Here is a 16,696-nt window from a genome sequence, read left to right as displayed (position 1 = left end):
GCGCATGAGCGCAGAACTTGTTTCCCTTTTCACCGCGACATTCGTCACCTTTTTCGTCCTGATCGATGCATTGGGCGTGGCGCCGATCTTTGCGACCCTGACAGCGCAGGGCGATGCTGCCTATCGCCGGAGAATGGCGTTCAAGTCCACGTTCGTGGCGACCATTATCATGTTTGCCTTTGCCTTCGGCGGATCATGGCTGCTCGGGGCCATGCACATCTCGATTGATGCCTTCCGGGCCGCAGGCGGCGTCCTTCTGTTCCTGATCGCGCTGGACATGGTGTTCGAGAAGCGGACCGAACGCCGCGAGCATCGCGCCGAAGAAGTGCTGGGCGGTCATAAGCCGGATACGGAGCTGGATGATGTCTCGGTCTTCCCGATCGGCATTCCCATGATTGCCGGGCCGGGTTCCATCGCCACCGCCATGTTCTACATGTCGGGTGCCACCGATTGGACCGAAAAGGCCGTCGTCCTGTCGGCGATCGGTCTGAACCTTCTGCTCACGCTCATCATCTTCCTGGCCGCCGGGCCTTTGGTGCGCCTCATGGGCGCCAGCGTCGCCGGCGCGATGACGCGCATCCTGGGCGTCATTCTTGCCGCCCTCTCGGTACAGTTGCTGATTGATGGTATCAAGGGCGCATTCGGCCTTGGCTGATGCCTATTGCGGCGCTTCCAGCCGGGGCGGGCGGTGAAGGTTGCGCCGGAATGTCGACAGCGTCACCCAGAACATGATGAGCCCCGCAGCCGTCAGTCCCATGAACTGAAGCACCAGTTCTCGCGTCCAGCGCACACCTGTATCGGCAATGCGCAAGGCGTGCGGTCCCATTTGCTTGACCAGTGCCACGGACCGGTCGCCGCCGGCCTCGGCAATCAGGCGCACCCGGCGCAGGTCGGCGCTGTCCTTGACCTGTTCGATCAGCGTCACGGCAGCTGACGGATCTGTCAGCGATCCGATACGGTCAATCTGTGCGAGATCTGTTTCCAGCCGTGCCAGGCCGGTCGGGTCAATGGCGCCCTGATATGCCGCCCTGACGCGTTCGACCCGCACCTTGGTCGTGGCCAGTTCTGCAAAGGCATCTTCCAGGGCCGGTTTGAGGGCAGAGTCGGGCAGCGCGTCATCCAGCCGGTCGGTCAGGTATTCGGTGAATTCCGGCGTGATGCGCCGGGACCGGCGCGCCGATTTCAGGATCGACAGCGCACGGATGTTCGTTTCAACATCGGAATCCTGATCGCCAGTCTGCGCCAGCCCGATCCCTGTAATCTTCAGCACGAGCTTGTCGACACGGTCGCCCTCCAGCCAGCGCTCGGAATGGTTGGCGAGGTCGGCATGCGTTCCCAGCAAGGCAAAGCGGGCTTCGGTGACCGGTGCGTCTTCTTCGTCTGCCGCCGGATCACCTTCGGTCGTCGCTTCGTCCGGCGTGCCTGAGCCGCTTTCTTCCACCGGTTCGGCCTGTGTGTTCTGATTGCGCGCAGATCCCAGGGCGGCAGCAAACCGCTGGCTGACCTCGACCGGCAGCTTCCTGAGGGCGGCCATGGCGATGCGCTCGTCCTCGGTGCCGGTCACTTCGGCATTGGCCGCCACCATCAGCTCCTTCACCTCGTCGCGGCTCAGCATCTGGGGCGCTGTCATGAGGAAGCCGCGGGCTGCGTTGACATCGCGCGCGGTCAGTTCGCGCAGGACGATATCATGCCAGAATTTGTATTTGTCAGCGGCGTTGCGCGGGGCCATCGCGGCGAAGGCCTCGTCCATGTTGTTGCGTGTCTGATCAATCGCCTCGACAGAGGGCGCATCAGAGAAGGTGGCGCCTGAAAAGGCCCCGCCGAGTATCTGCGCCCCGATGACCGGCATGAGAATAAGCAGTGAGTTGAATATCACGGCCTGCATCCAGCCGGAGGAGCGGATTGATCTTTTCCGTCGGCGGGCCATGAGCACTGAATCCGTTGCGAAAGCTGCACATTGGACGAGGGTTCATAGAGCGCGGGCTCGCCCTAAAGATCAAGCCTTGGCCTGCTAATTGCTTCTGGAATGGTGCCTTTGGAACCTATTCTTTATGTCACAATACCACCGTTTATACATCTTAACGTCACAATTAACTGAAAACGTTGGGAAAAATAACTGCGCGGCGGCGATTGCGATGAATCGCTTGCCGCTCTATATCGGGCCCATCCTGATTAAAGGAGTCTGCTATGAGTATTGAACTATCAGACGACTACCGCCCCTCCGACGACGAGGAGTTCATGAACGAGCGTCAGCTGGCTTTCTTCCGGCGTCTGCTTGAGAACTGGAAGGCGGACATCCTCGACGGCGCAAAGCAAACGATCCACAACCTGCAGGACGAATCCGGCTCCTTGCCTGACATTGTCGACCGGGCCTCGGCTGAAAGCGACAAGGCACTGGAACTGCGCACACGCGACCGTCAGCGCAAGTTGATCTCGAAGATCGACAGTGCCCTGCGCCGCATCAGCGATGGCAGCTACGGTTTCTGCGAGGCGACGGGTGAGCCGATTGGCCTGCGCCGCCTGGAAGCGCGCCCAACGGCAACGCTCAGCCTCGAGGCGCAGGAGCGTCACGAGCGCAAGGAACGCACCCTGCGCGACGACTGATCGCGATTTTTCGCAATTCGCAAAACAAGAACGGCGGCCTCCCGGTTTTCGGAAGTGCCGCCGCCTTTTTTCCCATCAACCCAACGCCGCGGCGATTCTGCGTCGTGCCTCGTGCGTTAAGGGGATGATCGCATCAAGGTCCAAACGTTCCCTTACTTGACGGTAATCAGCCCCTTAACTCAAGCGGTGCTTGTTTAACTTTGCGCCTGAATCCATTAATGCCGCCGCTGCCTGCCACACTGCGAACGCAGCCGCTGGCGAAAAGTCCTAACCAAGCGTTAACCCTCTTGGGGCCACAATGGTCCCTTGATCCACCGGAAGCATGCCAACGCCCATGAACCGACCTCTGCCCGCCACTGCCGATGACGGATGGGACATGTCTCCAAGGCGTGAAAGCGCGGTAATGCTCGATATGCCGACCAGCTTTGAAACGTTCGAACAATCGGCCCGCAAGCCTGTTCTTCGCGGCAAGCTCAGCTCGGCCGAGATCGAGGCGCTTCTGCGCCCGGATCTCTCCGACATGGCGCCCGAACCGGCCCCTCCGCCGCCAAAGACGGTCACGCCGCGCCCGATACCGGACCTCGACCAGCCCCTGACTGCCCGCGCCGACCTGCCGGAGGACGCGTTACGCATCGCCGCGCGCCTGTCACTGGCATTCCGCCAGGGCTGCGGCCTGCGTGCCGCCGCCACGGTCACCGAAGCGTCGGCGGGAACCTTCGCCTCGGCGCTGGCTCCTCATTCCGGCGAAATGGGCCGCGCGATTGCCTGCTTTGCAGCGCCGAGCGGCGAGATCATCGCCATGCTCAGCCTGAGTGCGCCGCTTGCTGCTGCCCTCATTGAGAGCGCCTGCGGCGGCAAGCCCGGCCCGTTCGTGCCGCGTGAACTGACGCCGCTCGATGCCGCTCTGCTTGAAGGTCTCGTACGCCCGCTCGGGGCGGGCATCTCTCCGACTCTCAGCTTCTCGCGCATCGAAACCGATGCCGATTTTGCCGCCGCCCTCGCGCGGCCCGGCGAGGCAGATGTGATCGATCTCGATATCCGGTTCGATTCGGTGCGGATGCCCGCGCGGATGATCCTGGCCAGCGACGACCTGTTCGACCTGGTGCCAACGGCCCCCACACCCCACCCGTCCCGCACCCCCACAGCCCACCCCGTCCCCTCGGGCGCCGCGGTTACCGCCGTGCTCACCGCCCGTATCGCCAGCCTCAGCGTGCCCCTGTCGCGCCTGACAGACCTGAAGGCGGGCTCCACCCTGCTGCTCGGCCTGCCGGCGGACCAGCCCGTGGAACTCTTGTCAGGTGGCCGCAATGGCCCGGTCGCCGCCGAAGCGCAAATTGGCCGCAAGGGCGCCCAGATGGCCCTGCGCATCACGAAACGCGGCCCGGCCCTGCGCTAGGTCAGGTTGACCGCACCTTCCGTTTACGCGTCATGTGCTCCTCTGCGGCCGCACGTGAGGCTTCCGGCGACCCGCCGCTGCGCAGCTCGGCCTCCTTCTGTGCCCAGAGACGCTTCTGGTAATTTGTCGAGATGATATCCGTCACGACCAGCACGAAGATGACCAGGTAGAAACTGGATTTGCTCATCGCATCGATTGTGAAGCCGAAGATCGTCAGGTGCGCAATGTGCGCGCCCTCGGTGACGAGCAGCACCCCGACAAGGAAAAGGATGAACAGGCCAAGCACCTCGTACATCCTGTTTTTCTTAAGAAAATCGGCGACCGTATCGGCCATCAGCGCCATCGCGACACCTGATGCAATGATCGCAATCGCCATCAGCCAGACCTGGTAAGTGATCACGATGCCGCCCGCCGCATCGACAGATTTCTCATTGGCGATCGCCATGGCGGACAGGATTGAGTCAAACGAAAAGACGAGGTTCATGGCGACAATCAGGAGCGTTGCCTGAAGGACTGTTTTGGGTTTCCCGCCTTCACTGTGTTCGATGAACTCAACGCTCAGCAGGTGGGTGATTTCCTTGACGGCCGTGTAGATGATGAACGCGCCACCTGCGAAAGTGATCAGGCTCTGGAATGTGAACTCGCCGGCGAAGATACCCGGCAGGTTCACGCCGAACAGGGGCGCGGAAAGCGCATCGAACAGGGCGACGATGATGAATAGCAGGACAACACGGAACAGGACAGCAAGGCCGATGCCCCAGCGCCGCACCATGGGGGCCTTTTCCTCGCCGACGCGCTTGGATTCAATCGAGATGTAGAGAAGATTATCGAAGCCGAGAACGGCCTGCAGCATCAGCAGCATCAGGAGCGTAAACAGGCCCGATAGCGAAAAAACTTCCTGAATTAACCCTGCCAGCATGGCCCGGCCCCCTTGGTTCGAAACGTGTGCGTGTCAGGGGGTAGCGCGGCGACTCTAAAAATGTTCCGCTATCGCGCGTCAGCTTGTCTGATGAATTCCGCCTGGATTTCGATTTCCACCTCATCGGTAAGCAGGCCTGAATATCTCGACACGCCGAATTGTGTCCGGTCGATCCGGGCTGTTGCCGAAAATCCGATGACGTCCGCGCCGCGCAGCCGGTCGAACGCAGCGCCATTGAACCTGGCGTCCAGCGCAACGGGGGCCGTGACCCCATGCAGTGTCAGATCGCCCGAGACAGTGGCCGTCGTGTCACCTGTCAGCGTGACGGAGGTGGACTGGAACACCGCCTGGGGAAAGGCGGCCGCATCGAACCAGTCAGGCCCCATCAGCTCGGCGGCGAACGCCTCATTGGCTATATCCAGCGAGGTCATGTCGATCACCGCCTCGACGCTGGAACCGGCCGGATCGCCCGCATCCCCGGTAAGGCTCGCATCGAACATCTCGAACCGCCCGATATAGGTGGAGTAACCGAGGTGGTTGATCCGGAACAGGACAGCGGCATGCGTCTTGTCGAGCGCATAGTCGCCTGCCTTGACCTGCGCCGCTTCGGTGCTCACGTCCGGCTTCAGCAAGGGCGCGACCACAGACGCGCAGGCGGCGAGCAGGGCGAGGCTCAACCCCGCCGCTGCCGGTCTCAGCAGGCCTTCGCGCATCGCGTCAGCTCTCCTTTGTTTCCTCAACCCACGCCCGCACGTTCTGCTCCAGAATGGCCAGCGGAACCGCGCCATCTCTCAGCACAACATCGTGAAAGCCGCGAATGTCGAACGCGTCACCGAGTTCGGCTTTCGCCATCTCGCGAAGTTCGACAATTTTCAGCATGCCAATCTTGTAGGCGGTCGCCTGGCCCGGCATCACGATATAGCGGTCGATGGCTTTCTGGCAGTCGCCTTCGGGATTGGGCGTATTGTCCAGCAGATACTGGACCGCCTGTTCGCGGGTCCACTTCCTGTCATGGATGCCGGTATCGACGACGAGACGCGCCGCGCGCCAGATTTCCATCGCGAGCCGGCCAAAATCATCATACGGATCAGAATAGTATCCCATTTCCTTCGGCAACAGTTCCGAGTAGAGGCCCCAGCCTTCGGTATAGGCCGTGTAGCCGCCATACTTGCGGAAGCTTGGAATGCCTTCCAGTTCCTGCGCCATGGCAATCTGCATGTGGTGTCCGGGAATGCCCTCGTGGAAGGCCAGTGCCTGCAACTGGTAGGTCGGCATGTCCTGCATCCGGTAGAGGTTGGCGTAATAGGTGCCCGGGCGGCTGCCATCGGGGGCAGGGCGTGAGTAGAAGGCCTTGCCGGCTGACTGTTCGCGGAAGGGTTCCACCGCCTTCACGATCAGGTCCGCCTTCGGGAAGGTCTTGAACACGGTGGGCAGGTCTTCCCGCATGGCGTCGATCGCGGCCGTCGCCTCGGCAAGATATTCTGCGCGCCCTTCATCCGTATTGGGCTTGAAGAATTGCGGGTCCGTGCGGGTGAATTCGAAGAATTCCTTGAGCGTGCCCTCAAAGCCGACCTGTTTCATGATGCCGCGCATTTCGTCCTGGATGCGGGCGACTTCCGCCAGGCCCAGTTCGTGTATCTCGTCCGCCGTCATGTCGGTCGTGGTGATCTGTTTCAGGCGCATGGCATAATAGGCATCAGCGTCCGGCAGCTTCCACGCGCCGTCATCTGTCGTCGCAGCAGAGGTTTGCGCCTCAAGTTCGACAATGGCGGCCTCATAGGCCGGGCCAACACCATCGCGCAGCGCGGCGGCTGCGCGCGCGAGAAGCGGCTCTGCCTCTTCCTGTGTGATGGTTTCGGCCTCAACCAGGGCGGTGACCTTGTTGCGGAAGTCCTCCATGATCGGGCTGTCTTCGCCCGCGTCGATGAAGGGATAGCCCGTGATCACACCGCGCGAATCCGACAGGACATAATCATAAACAAAGCGCGGCGGCAGAATGCCCTTGGCGGCTGAAGCCTGCGCGTTGGCAACATTCTGGCCAAGATAGGCGGGAATGCCTTCGAGGCGTGAGATATAGGCTTCAGCATCCGACAGGCTGGTCACCTTGTGCTGGTTAACCAGGAAAGCCGGGATTCCCGACTGGACGCCGAACATCTGATTGAAAACATAGGCGTGATCGCGGAAGGGGAAGGCCGCTTCGGCCTGCGACAATTCGTATTCGGCCAGACGCCAGGACAATTTCGCCTGCGGGTCCAGCGTGTCATAGTCGAACGTCGCCTTCATTTCGGCCACGATGGCGCGCTGGAGTTCAATATCCCCCAGTGCGTGGGCTTCGGAGACATCGTCCCACTGGCCGTAATCGTCCTTGATGCCGAGATAGGTCTGGGTCATCGGGCTGCGGGCGACCGTTTCAAGGAACTTGGCCTCGAACCATGTGTTGAGCCGGGTACTTTCGTCCGCAATAGCTGCCTGAGGCGTTTCGGCGGGCGTGACCGTATCCGCGGCAGGGGTCTGCGCAGGCGTCGGGGTGTTGCAGGCGGCCAGAAACAGGATGGCGGCGATGGCAGTGGCGGTTCGCGTCATGGGAAGCTCCGAATCAAGTGAGGTTTGTGCAATTTCCACAGTGAGTCTTAACGCTTTTTTCGGTTTCGTTAACCTTTGCTGTGTCAAAGTAAGTGGACTAGGATTCCGCGACGGCTGAGTCGGCCAGGTGCCGGCGGAATCAGTGTATAGTGATCCGGCATGTTGCGATGCTGTCGGTGCAGGAGATGTAATACGCATGGATTCCCTGGAACTGACGCAGGCGGCCAATACGGGCGATGACGGCGAAACCACGGGCGGCGACGGCTTGTCTGCATGGGGTGGCCGCATCGACGTCATGCAGCTGCTGTTCTGGGGCTGCCTGCTGATTTCCATTGCCGCAGCGAGTGTTGCGCTCGCCTGGCCGAAGGCTTCCGGTGCGCCGGGGCCCATCCTGCTCATCACCATGGCGTCCGGCGGGCTCGTATTCCTGCTGTGGATCGTGCGCGGGGCAGGCCGGTTCCTCGGATTGTTTCCGGAGCGTGGATCGGCTGCGCGCGCTGTTCAGACAAATATTCCCCGTTTCGGCTGGATCGAGGCGCTCGACGAGTCAGTGCTGATCACCGACCAGGGCGGCGCGCCCGTTGCGGCCAACCAGTCCTATTCCGAACTCAGCCAGCTTGCCCTGATGATCGGCCAGGGGGATGGAGGCGCTGTCACGGTTGATCGCCTGTTCGGCGCCAATCCGGGTCTTGCGGCACCTGTCTACCGGCTGTCCAAGGCGGCCATGGCGGGTCAGGCTCGCCGCGAGGTCCTGCCGCCCATCACGATCGGCTCCGAACAGGTGCCGGCCCAGTTCGAGATCGGCGTCTCGCCCCTGCCGCGCCAGCGGGTGCTCTGGCGTATCCGCCGCATCGTCGGCCAGCAGGAGGCGACCGGCGCCTCTGACCTGAAGTCGCTCTATGTCGAAGATGCACCGATGGGTTTCTTTGCTGCCCGCCCGGATGGCACGATCACCTATGCCAATTCATGGCTTCGCGAACTGCTCGGCTTGCCGGAATCGGCCAAGAACATTCGCATCGACGACATCATGCGTCCCGAATTCGTGAAAATGCTCGCGCGTGACCGCAAGACCGGCGCGCCCGGCCGTGCGGACATCCAGCTGCGCGCCCGGGACGGCGTCGAAGTTCCGGTCCAGGCCATCACGACATGGGCCGGACGCGGGTCTGAAGCGGCTGGCCGCACGATCATCCTTGCCAACCAGCAGGTGATGAACGGCCAGGAAGAGCGCCTGAATTTTGCGTCATCGTCGCGCCCGCCGCGCCTTGAGGGCGATCCGATGTTCGACGACGCGCCGTTTGGCGCCGTGCGCCTGCAGGGCGACAGCGTGGACGGGGCAATCATTCTGGATGCCAACCGCGCACTCATGGAGATGACCGGCGGCGACGCGACGCCGGGCGGCCATTTCTCCAACCTGTTTGTGGCTGAGGACGGCCCGGATGCCCTGAACGCGTCGCTGATTGATGCGATCGACAAGCCTGTCGGCCTGAAACTGGCCGGACGCGAACAGCGTCACGTCAACGTGTTCGTTACGCTGGATGGCAACGGCCGGCCATCGGTGGCCTATGTCATCGACATCACCGAGCAGCGCGAGCTGGAACTGCGCCTCGCGCATGGCGAAAAGATGCAGGCCATCGGCCAGCTGGCCGGCGGCGTGGCCCACGATTTCAACAATGTGCTCCAGGGCATCATCCTCAACAATGAAGACCTGATGACCAGCCACCCTGTGGGCGACCCGTCCTACAACAACCTGAAATCGATCCACGAATTCTCGATCCGCGCCAAGGATCTCGTCCGCATGCTGCTCGCCTATGCCCGCCAGCAGACATTCAAGCGCGAAATCTTCAACGTGACGGACTTCCTGTCCGAATTCTCCATCCTGCTGCGCCAGATCCTTGATGAACGCGTCGAGATCGAAGTGAAGCACGGCCGCGACGTGCCGCATATCAAGGCGGACAAGAACCAGCTTGAAACGGCGATCATCAACCTCGCCACCAATGCGCGCGATGCGATGATCAGCCACAATAATGGTGGCAAGCTGACCATCCGTACGGCGCGCGCCACGGGCAGGGATGCGCAGGCCAGGGGCTTCGGCTTTGTCGAGGATGGCGACTACATGCTGATCGAGGTGGAAGACACCGGCCATGGCATGCCGCGCGATGTCATGGACAAGATCTTCCAGCCCTTCTTCACAACCAAGGAAGCCGGTGTCGGCACGGGCCTTGGCCTTGCCACGGTCTACGGCATCATCAAGCAGTCGGGCGGCTATATCTGCCCCATCTCCACCGTGGGCAAAGGGACGACATTCCAGATCTACCTGCCGGCCCTCCGCGCAGAAGACATCCCGGCGCCCGTCGAAATCACGCAGGCTGAGAGGCTCGCCAATCGCCCGGTGGATATTTCCGGACGTGGCCGCATCCTGCTGATCGAGGATGAAGACGGCGTACGCGCAATCACCGCGACGCAGCTTCGCAAGCGCGGCTACGAGGTGTCTGAGGCGTGCGACGGCGAACAGGCCATGGAACTGCTCGAAGACGCTCCCGGCAGTTTCGATCTCGTCATCTCTGACGTTGTCATGCCCGGCATGGACGGCCCGACCCTGATCCGGGAAGCCAAGGAGTTGCTGGGCCATGCCCGCGTCATCTTCATCTCCGGCTATGCCGAGCGCGACCTTGCCAAGCAGCTGGACGATGACCGTGCGGTTTCATTCCTGGCCAAGCCCTTCACGTCCCGCCAGCTGGCAGAGCGCGTGAAGATGGAACTCGGCAATCCGAAAGCCGAAGCAGCCTGACCGCTTTTTTTGAAACGCTTGAAATGTCATAGGGCCTCATCCTGAGCGAAGTCGAAGGATGAGCGCGATTTGCGCTTTCACATCATCCGTTTCGTTGCCCAAAATTCCTTGAGAACGAGGGCAAAGCTGCCAGGATGTTCCGCGCAGGCCCAATGGCCCGCATCCGGCTCGATGTGTAGCGGATACTGCCAGCGCTTTGCGAAACGCTGCGCCACCGAGACATCCACAAAGGGATCGTTTTCGCCCCAGTAGAGCTGTCCCTTGGCAGGCAGGTTTGCCAGGTCATCCTCCCAGTCACCCGAGAACCGCAGGCCGCGGGCGGAGCGGTACAGCTTGAGGATCGCTTGCCGCATCGTCTTGTCCACCAGAGGGGCTTCATGCGCCGCCATGCTCGCAGGCATGCCGCCTTCGGCCAGTGCGGCCTCAAGCTTGGCTGTGTCCCGCATGCCCGCCATCACAAGTTCGCCAAGAAGGGGCGTCGCCCACATGCGCGCCATGCGGTGGCCGGAATACTGGCTGTCGATAACGGCATTGGTGACACACCAGCTTTCCACCAGGTCCGGCCGCAGCGAGCAGGCGCGCAGGGTGAGCAGGGCGCCCCAGTCATGGCCGACAATGTTCACCGGCCGCCCTACGGCTTCCATCTGGCCGATCAGCCAGTCCGCATAGGCTTCCTTGGTGCACTTGAAGCCTTCCGGCACAGGGCAGCCAAACCCGGGAAGGGCAGGCGCCATCCACTGGTCCGGCTTCAGGCCAAGCGCCTTGACCAGCGGGCCCCAAAGGAAAGGCGTGTCCGGCACGCCGTGTACAAACAGGATCATTGTCATGCCCCCCCGAGCCCAAGTGACTGTTCCTGAAAGCGATTGAGCCACAAGGCGCGCCTGTGAGCAAGGATTTCGCGCTCAGGTGGCCATATCGGGCCGGGATGATACCCATGGGGGCACCCTAGCCCAGCGTCTTCCAGCAGGCTTTGCCGAAGGTGTCATAGGCGTCCATTTCAGTCACCATCTGGCGGAAGAGGACGGCATCACCGATCTCCTCCGGCAGGAGGGGATCGAGATTGATGGTGCGGATGACGGACTGGCCTACGAGCAGGGTTTCGCGGGCGGCGGCGTCGGCCGGCAGGCTGGCGGCGGCCTTACGGCTCGCCTGCATGGCCGCGATGGCACCCTCATAGGTCGCTTTCAGGTCGTCCGTGGACCAGAGATTGCGCCAGTTCACGCCCGCCGGCATGGCGGTCTCACTGATGGTTACGAGAAGTGCATCTTCCTGCAGGCCGAGGCGCAGGAGGGCAGCGCGCAGTTCCGCCAGTGACTGGCGCAGATTGTCGGGCCGCACCCACAGGCCCGCCTCGGCCTGGGCAAAGCCATAGAGGCGCAGGGCCCGCATGCGGGCGCGCAGATCTTTCCGGTCAGTGCGGCCAAGGTGATGCGTGATGACGCCGATCCAGCCGCCACTCCAGGGCCGTGTGCGGTCCGGCGCCCGCCGCCAGTCACTGATTTCGGCGGTGAAGGCAGCCGCTTTCGGGCCAGTCGCATAGACGCCCCGGTCAACGCTTTCCAGCAGGCCCTCCTTCACGAGCCGTGTGACGGCCATGCGGATCGCCGTCGGTTCCATATCGAACAGTCCGCCCGCGCGGGAGAGATAGGCAAGCGTCTGGGCCCGCTGTCCCGGCACGCTCATCAGCGACAGGACAAGGGTGCGCGCGGAGACGTCTTCGGGGGCGGTTGACTTAAAACGTAACGACATTTGACGTATTGTGCATAATTGTGTTACAAAGACAAAAAGATAAAGAAGTCGAAGGGAAGACGCCTGAACATGACCGAAGCCATACGCCTGTCCGATGCGCTGACGAAGGAAGAATTGCGCGACCTGTCGACGCCTTCGGACGTGAAGGCGATCGCGTCGCTCCTGTTCAACTGGGCGCTGATCGCGGCGGCCTTCGCCGTGCCGATCATCTGGACCAACCCGCTGACCATTCTCGCAGCGATCCTGTTCCTTGGCGGGCGCCAGCTCGGCCTCGGCATCCTCAACCATGACTGCGCCCACCATGCCTTCGTGAAAAGCAAGGCGGGCAATGACTTTATTGGCCACTGGCTCTGCGGCGCGCCGATGAACATCTCGGTTTACGCCTATCGCGCCTATCACCTGAAGCATCATAAATACGCCGGCACGCCCCAGGACCCGGACAGGATTTTCGTCAAGAACTATCCGGTCTCCCGCGACAGCCTGAAGCGCAAGCTGCTGCGCGATATCACCGGCCGCACGGGCTTTCGCGACACGATGATGAAGCTGAAAGGCTTCAAGCTGAAAAAGCATTATCCCTGGCTGGTCTTCCATGCCGGCCTGCTCACGGTGCTGACACTGGTCGGCGCGCCTTGGGCCTATCTCATGTGGTGGGCAGCGGAAATCTTCGTTTATCCGCTGCTGACACGCGTGCGCCAGATTGGCGAGCACGGTGTGGCAATCAACCGTGACAGCCTTGACCCGCGCGACAATACCAGCACGACGCTTGCCTCATGGTGGGAGCGCCTGTTCATCGCGCCAAACCAGGTGAACTATCACCTTGAACACCACCATTTCGCCGCCGTGCCGGGCTATAACCTCCCCCGTCTGCACAGGCTGCTGTCAACGCGCGGGTATTATCGGGACCATGACTGCATCTCGCACGGCTATCGCGACGTTCTGAAGCGGGCGGTAAGAGAAGACGAAACCGAGCGTATGTCTGCCGCCTGAGGCTGTTCCTCTCCTGCGCACCGGTCTAAGCTCGCCCTGCTGTGCAGGAGACGCCCCATGATCCGATTCGCCCATCCGATTTTCGCATTCTGCCTGACAGGTCTCGTACTGTCTGCCTGTGCCAGGACCGAACCGGTCGTGGATGAGGCCATCCCGGCCGAGCCAAGTCTGTCAGTGGAAGAGCCGGCCGTCCGCCCGGATGGCGTGTTCGAGAATACGCAAGCCGAGAAACTCGGGCAGGGGCGGGCCATCGCCGAGACTGTCTGCTCGACCTGCCACTCCATCGAGACCGAGGGCGCGAGCCCGCATCCGGACGCAATTCCGTTCCGTGACCTGTCAAAGCACTATCCGGTTGAATCGCTGGCCGAGCCGCTCGGCGAAGGCATCATGGTCGGACATCCGGACATGCCGGTTTTTGAGTTTGAGCCCGATCACATCGACTCATTGATTACCTACCTGGAAAGCATTCAGTCACCGCACGAATTGTAGCGGCGCCGCACCCGTATCAGGAATAGACAAATTCCCTGCCATCCAGATCAATGACCGGGATCTCGTCCTTCTCGGCCCAGTAATCCTGGTTGTGCTGCCATTCCGGCTTGGTGCCGCGCTTCGGCATCAGGTGAATGGACCGCATCAGGTAATTCGGATTGAAATTGCCCGCATCGATCCAGGGCAGGCGCTCCATGTCCTTGTCCTCCGGCCGCAGCGCGACCTCGACCTGGCGCACGTGTTTTTCGTCCATGTGCTTGAGCAGGTTGCAGACAAAATCACCCAGCAGGTCGACCCGCAGGGTCCAGCTGGCGCGGAAATAGCCGAAGACCCAGACCATGTTCGGCACGCCCGTGAACATCATGCCGCGATAGGTGACCGTATCGGAAAAATCGACCGGCTTGTTGTCGACCGTGAACGGAATGCCGCCGAGGACGGACAGGTTGAAGCCGGTGGCGGTGATGATGATGTCGGCTTCCAGTTCCTCGCCTGATTTCAGCAGGATGCCCTTTTCCGTGAAGCGTTCGATATGGTCGGTGACAACCGAGGCCTTGCCGCTGGCAATGCCCTGGAAGAGGTCGCCGTCCGGCACGAAGGCGATGCGCTGCTGCCACGGGCGGTAAGCAGGCGTGAAATGCTTGTCCACGTCGAAGTCAGGTCCCAGGAATTCCCGTACACCAGCGAGCAGTTCTTCCTTCACGGCGTCGGATTCCTCCACCGAGCGGCGCGTGAATTCGTTCTGGTCGAACAGGACCTTGCGGCGCACGATCTCGTGGATCCAGGTCTCGTCGATCTGCAGCTTGCGCAGTTCGTCGGCCAGTTCGTTCTCGTTGCGGCCCGGGATGAAGTAAGTCGGCGAACGCTGCAGCAGCGTGACATGCTGGCAGTCGGCGGCAATCGCGGGCACGAGGGTTGCGGCGGTGGCGCCCGACCCGATCACGATGACGCGCTTGCCCTTGTAGTCGAGGTCTTCCGGCCATGTCTGCGGGTGCACGATCCGGCCTTTGAATGTGTCCATTCCCTCCCATTCGGGCGTAAAGCCCTTGGAGTGATCGTAATAGCCTTGGCACATCCACAGGAAGTTCGCCGTGATCTGAACCGTCTCGCCTGTATCGGAGCTCCGCGCCTCGATCGTCCAGCGCTTGTCAGCCGACGACCAGCTGGCCGACAGGATTGTGTGGTGATAGCGGATGTGCTGGCCAATATCGTTTTCGTCGATGACCTCGTTCATGTAGCTGAGGATCTTGTCGGCGGCGGCAATCGGCTGGCCGGTCCATGGCTTGAAGCGATAGCCGAACGTGTAGAGGTCGCTGTCAGACCGGATGCCCGGATACTTGTGGGTCAGCCATGTGCCGCCAAAGCTCTCCTGGGATTCGAGAATCACGAAACGCTTGCCGGGCGTCTGGGTTTTGAGGTGATAGGCCGCCCCAATGCCGGAAATCCCCGCACCCGCGATCAGGACATCGAAATGTTCCGTCGCTGTCTTGTTGGATTTGCGTTCAAGTGTCTGTGTATCTGCCATGAGTTCCGTTTCCGTCCCTGAAGTGCCAGCCATGCGTGTGGCCGTGCGGTTTGCGGGTATAGAAGCGCATTCAGGTGTGGACGTACACTCCGGAAATTCCCCTAGTTGTTAAGAATCGGGAGATGCCGTCGCGTTAACCCTCCCACCGTTAAAACCGTTTGTGCGGCGCAACAAAGCATGTCATAGGCTCACGCAGCAGGGACAGCGCCCCATAAAGGCGTGCCGCTGCTCTCGCATTGATCGTAAGCCTATCCGGTTTCGCGTCGAGTGCGCGCAAGAACCGGGATGCCGATCACTACAGGCTTCCTACACAATTAGAGCCATACGCGCGCCGGTGCATTTCGCCCCGTTTTGCGCGCACGAACATGAAAGAGTCATTTTGACCCATTTTTCCGAACTCGGCCTCGCCGAGCCCGTCCTCAAAGCCATTACTGCTGAGGGCTACACCATCCCGACCCCCATTCAGGCGCAAGCCATTCCCGTCCTGCTCAAGGGCCGTGATGTCGTCGGCATCGCCCAGACCGGCACCGGCAAGACGGCCGCCTTCGTGCTGCCGCTGCTGAGCCTGCTGGCCACCAAGCCATCGCGCCCTGCGCCTCGCACGGCCCGCGTCCTCATCCTCGCGCCAACGCGCGAACTGGCCGCCCAGATTGCCGACAGCGTGCGTGCCTATGGCAGCCACATGCGTCCCAGCGTGGCGGTTGTCGTCGGCGGCGTGAAGCCCGGCGCGCAGATCAAGGCCATGTCGCGCGGCGTCGATTTCCTCATCGCCACGCCCGGCCGCCTGCTCGACCATATGGACACCAAGGCCATCAGCCTTGCCGACACAACAGCCGTTGTGCTCGACGAAGCTGACCAGATGATGGACCTCGGCTTCATGCCGGCCATCCGCAAGGTCATGGCCGCCGTGCCGATGAAGCGCCAGACGCTGCTCTTCTCGGCCACGATGCCGAAGCCGATCCGCGCCCTCGCTGACGATTTCCTGCGCGATCCGGTCGAGATTGCCGTGACGCCGGAATCCCGCCCTGTCGAGCGCATCGAACAGGCCGTCTACATGATCAAGGGCAATGCCAAACCGGCCTTCCTGTCCGAACTGCTCGGTGCTGACGACATGGACCGCGCGATTGTCTTTACGCGCACCAAGCATGGCGCCGACAAGGTGGTCAAACACCTCGCCAATGAAGGCCTCTATGCAGAAGCCATCCATGGCAACAAGAGCCAGAACCAGCGCATCCGCGCGCTCGATGCCTTCAAGACCGGCAAGGCGCCGATCCTGGTGGCAACCGATATTGCGGCACGCGGCATTGATGTCGATGGTGTCAGCCATGTCATCAATTTCGACATGCCGAACATCTCGGAATCCTATGTCCACCGCATCGGCCGTACGGCCCGCGCAGGCAAGACAGGTATTGCCATCTCGCTCGTCGGCAATGACGAACGCGCCTATCTGCGCGATATCGAGAAGCTGACCGGCAAGTCCATTCCGCGCCTTGATCCGCCAGCCGGCACGGCACTTGACCTTTCGCAGCCGGAAGAAGAAGGCCCGCACAAGCAGCAGCGCAATGGCGGCCGCAGCCGTCCGGGCGGTAGTGGCGGTGGTGGTGGCCGTGGCGCCCATGCCCGCAGCGGCAGTGGCGGCGGCAAGCCCCGCGCCCATGG

Annotated in this window: 14 protein-coding genes; 7 read left to right on the top strand and 7 right to left on the bottom strand. The window is 61.8% G+C overall.

Annotated elements, in window-relative coordinates:
• Nucleotides 1-4 precede the first annotated feature (4 nt).
• On the top strand, nucleotides 5-655 hold the full coding sequence (locus VR74_RS15900; protein ID WP_045698420.1) for a MarC family protein: 651 nt from the start codon (nucleotides 5-7) through the stop codon (nucleotides 653-655).
• A 3-nt stretch (nucleotides 656-658) separates the two neighbouring features.
• Here VR74_RS15900 and VR74_RS15895 read toward each other — a convergent pair whose 3' ends face one another.
• A complete protein-coding gene (locus VR74_RS15895; RefSeq protein WP_299950835.1) occupies nucleotides 659-1,927 on the bottom strand; it encodes a hypothetical protein in 1,269 nt (422 codons plus the stop codon).
• A gap of 260 nt (nucleotides 1,928-2,187) precedes the next feature.
• Here VR74_RS15895 and dksA point away from each other — a divergent pair, with 260 nt between their 5' ends.
• Together dksA and VR74_RS15885 are read left to right on the top strand one after the other, a co-directional pair.
• Nucleotides 2,188-2,604, top strand: a complete 417-nt coding sequence (gene dksA, locus VR74_RS15890) for an RNA polymerase-binding protein DksA (RefSeq protein ID WP_045698416.1) — start codon at nucleotides 2,188-2,190, stop codon at nucleotides 2,602-2,604.
• A 334-nt stretch (nucleotides 2,605-2,938) separates the two neighbouring features.
• Nucleotides 2,939-4,000, top strand: a complete 1,062-nt coding sequence (locus VR74_RS15885) for a FliM/FliN family flagellar motor switch protein (protein ID WP_299950833.1) — start codon at nucleotides 2,939-2,941, stop codon at nucleotides 3,998-4,000.
• A 1-nt stretch (nucleotide 4,001) separates the two neighbouring features.
• Here the strand turns inward: VR74_RS15885 and VR74_RS15880 are convergent, their stop codons facing one another.
• The 3 genes from VR74_RS15880 to VR74_RS15870 form a co-directional block, all read right to left on the bottom strand.
• Nucleotides 4,002-4,919: a tellurium resistance protein TerC gene (locus VR74_RS15880; protein ID WP_045698413.1), complete on the bottom strand. Its 918-nt coding sequence runs from the start codon at nucleotides 4,917-4,919 to the stop codon at nucleotides 4,002-4,004.
• Nucleotides 4,920-4,987: 68 nt separating this feature from the next.
• Nucleotides 4,988-5,632: a YceI family protein gene (locus VR74_RS15875; RefSeq protein ID WP_045698411.1), complete on the bottom strand. Its 645-nt coding sequence runs from the start codon at nucleotides 5,630-5,632 to the stop codon at nucleotides 4,988-4,990.
• A gap of 4 nt (nucleotides 5,633-5,636) precedes the next feature.
• On the bottom strand, nucleotides 5,637-7,502 hold the full coding sequence (locus VR74_RS15870; protein ID WP_045698409.1) for a DUF885 family protein: 1,866 nt from the start codon (nucleotides 7,500-7,502) through the stop codon (nucleotides 5,637-5,639).
• Nucleotides 7,503-7,698: 196 nt separating this feature from the next.
• Between VR74_RS15870 and VR74_RS15865 the strand changes: the two genes are divergently transcribed.
• Nucleotides 7,699-10,290: a response regulator gene (locus VR74_RS15865; RefSeq protein WP_299950831.1), complete on the top strand. Its 2,592-nt coding sequence runs from the start codon at nucleotides 7,699-7,701 to the stop codon at nucleotides 10,288-10,290.
• A 77-nt stretch (nucleotides 10,291-10,367) separates the two neighbouring features.
• Here VR74_RS15865 and VR74_RS15860 read toward each other — a convergent pair whose 3' ends face one another.
• Both VR74_RS15860 and VR74_RS15855 read right to left on the bottom strand, forming a co-directional pair.
• On the bottom strand, nucleotides 10,368-11,111 hold the full coding sequence (locus tag VR74_RS15860) for an alpha/beta hydrolase (RefSeq protein ID WP_299950830.1): 744 nt from the start codon (nucleotides 11,109-11,111) through the stop codon (nucleotides 10,368-10,370).
• A gap of 124 nt (nucleotides 11,112-11,235) precedes the next feature.
• Nucleotides 11,236-12,039: a hypothetical protein gene (locus VR74_RS15855; protein ID WP_045698405.1), complete on the bottom strand. Its 804-nt coding sequence runs from the start codon at nucleotides 12,037-12,039 to the stop codon at nucleotides 11,236-11,238.
• 69 nt (nucleotides 12,040-12,108) lie between these two features.
• Between VR74_RS15855 and VR74_RS15850 the strand changes: the two genes are divergently transcribed.
• Both VR74_RS15850 and VR74_RS15845 read left to right on the top strand, forming a co-directional pair.
• Nucleotides 12,109-13,026 (top strand): fatty acid desaturase family protein, encoded by a 918-nt coding sequence (locus VR74_RS15850; RefSeq protein WP_045698403.1) that lies wholly within the window; start codon nucleotides 12,109-12,111, stop codon nucleotides 13,024-13,026.
• Between the two features lie 57 nt (nucleotides 13,027-13,083).
• Complete coding sequence (locus VR74_RS15845; RefSeq protein WP_299950828.1) at nucleotides 13,084-13,515, top strand: c-type cytochrome; 432 nt, start codon at nucleotides 13,084-13,086, stop codon at nucleotides 13,513-13,515.
• 16 nt (nucleotides 13,516-13,531) lie between these two features.
• Here VR74_RS15845 and VR74_RS15840 read toward each other — a convergent pair whose 3' ends face one another.
• The gene (locus tag VR74_RS15840; RefSeq protein ID WP_045698402.1) at nucleotides 13,532-15,037 is read right to left on the bottom strand and encodes an NAD(P)/FAD-dependent oxidoreductase; all 1,506 of its coding nucleotides are present in this window, start codon (nucleotides 15,035-15,037) and stop codon (nucleotides 13,532-13,534) included.
• A gap of 379 nt (nucleotides 15,038-15,416) precedes the next feature.
• Between VR74_RS15840 and VR74_RS15835 the strand changes: the two genes are divergently transcribed.
• The coding region (locus VR74_RS15835) for a DEAD/DEAH box helicase (RefSeq protein ID WP_045698400.1) at nucleotides 15,417-16,696 on the top strand (1,280 nt) is incomplete at its 3' end.

The organism is Hyphomonas sp. BRH_c22 (assembly GCF_000961795.1).
Lineage (GTDB): Bacteria > Pseudomonadota > Alphaproteobacteria > Caulobacterales > Hyphomonadaceae > Hyphomonas.
This window is presented reverse-complemented; position numbering and strand designations above follow the sequence as displayed.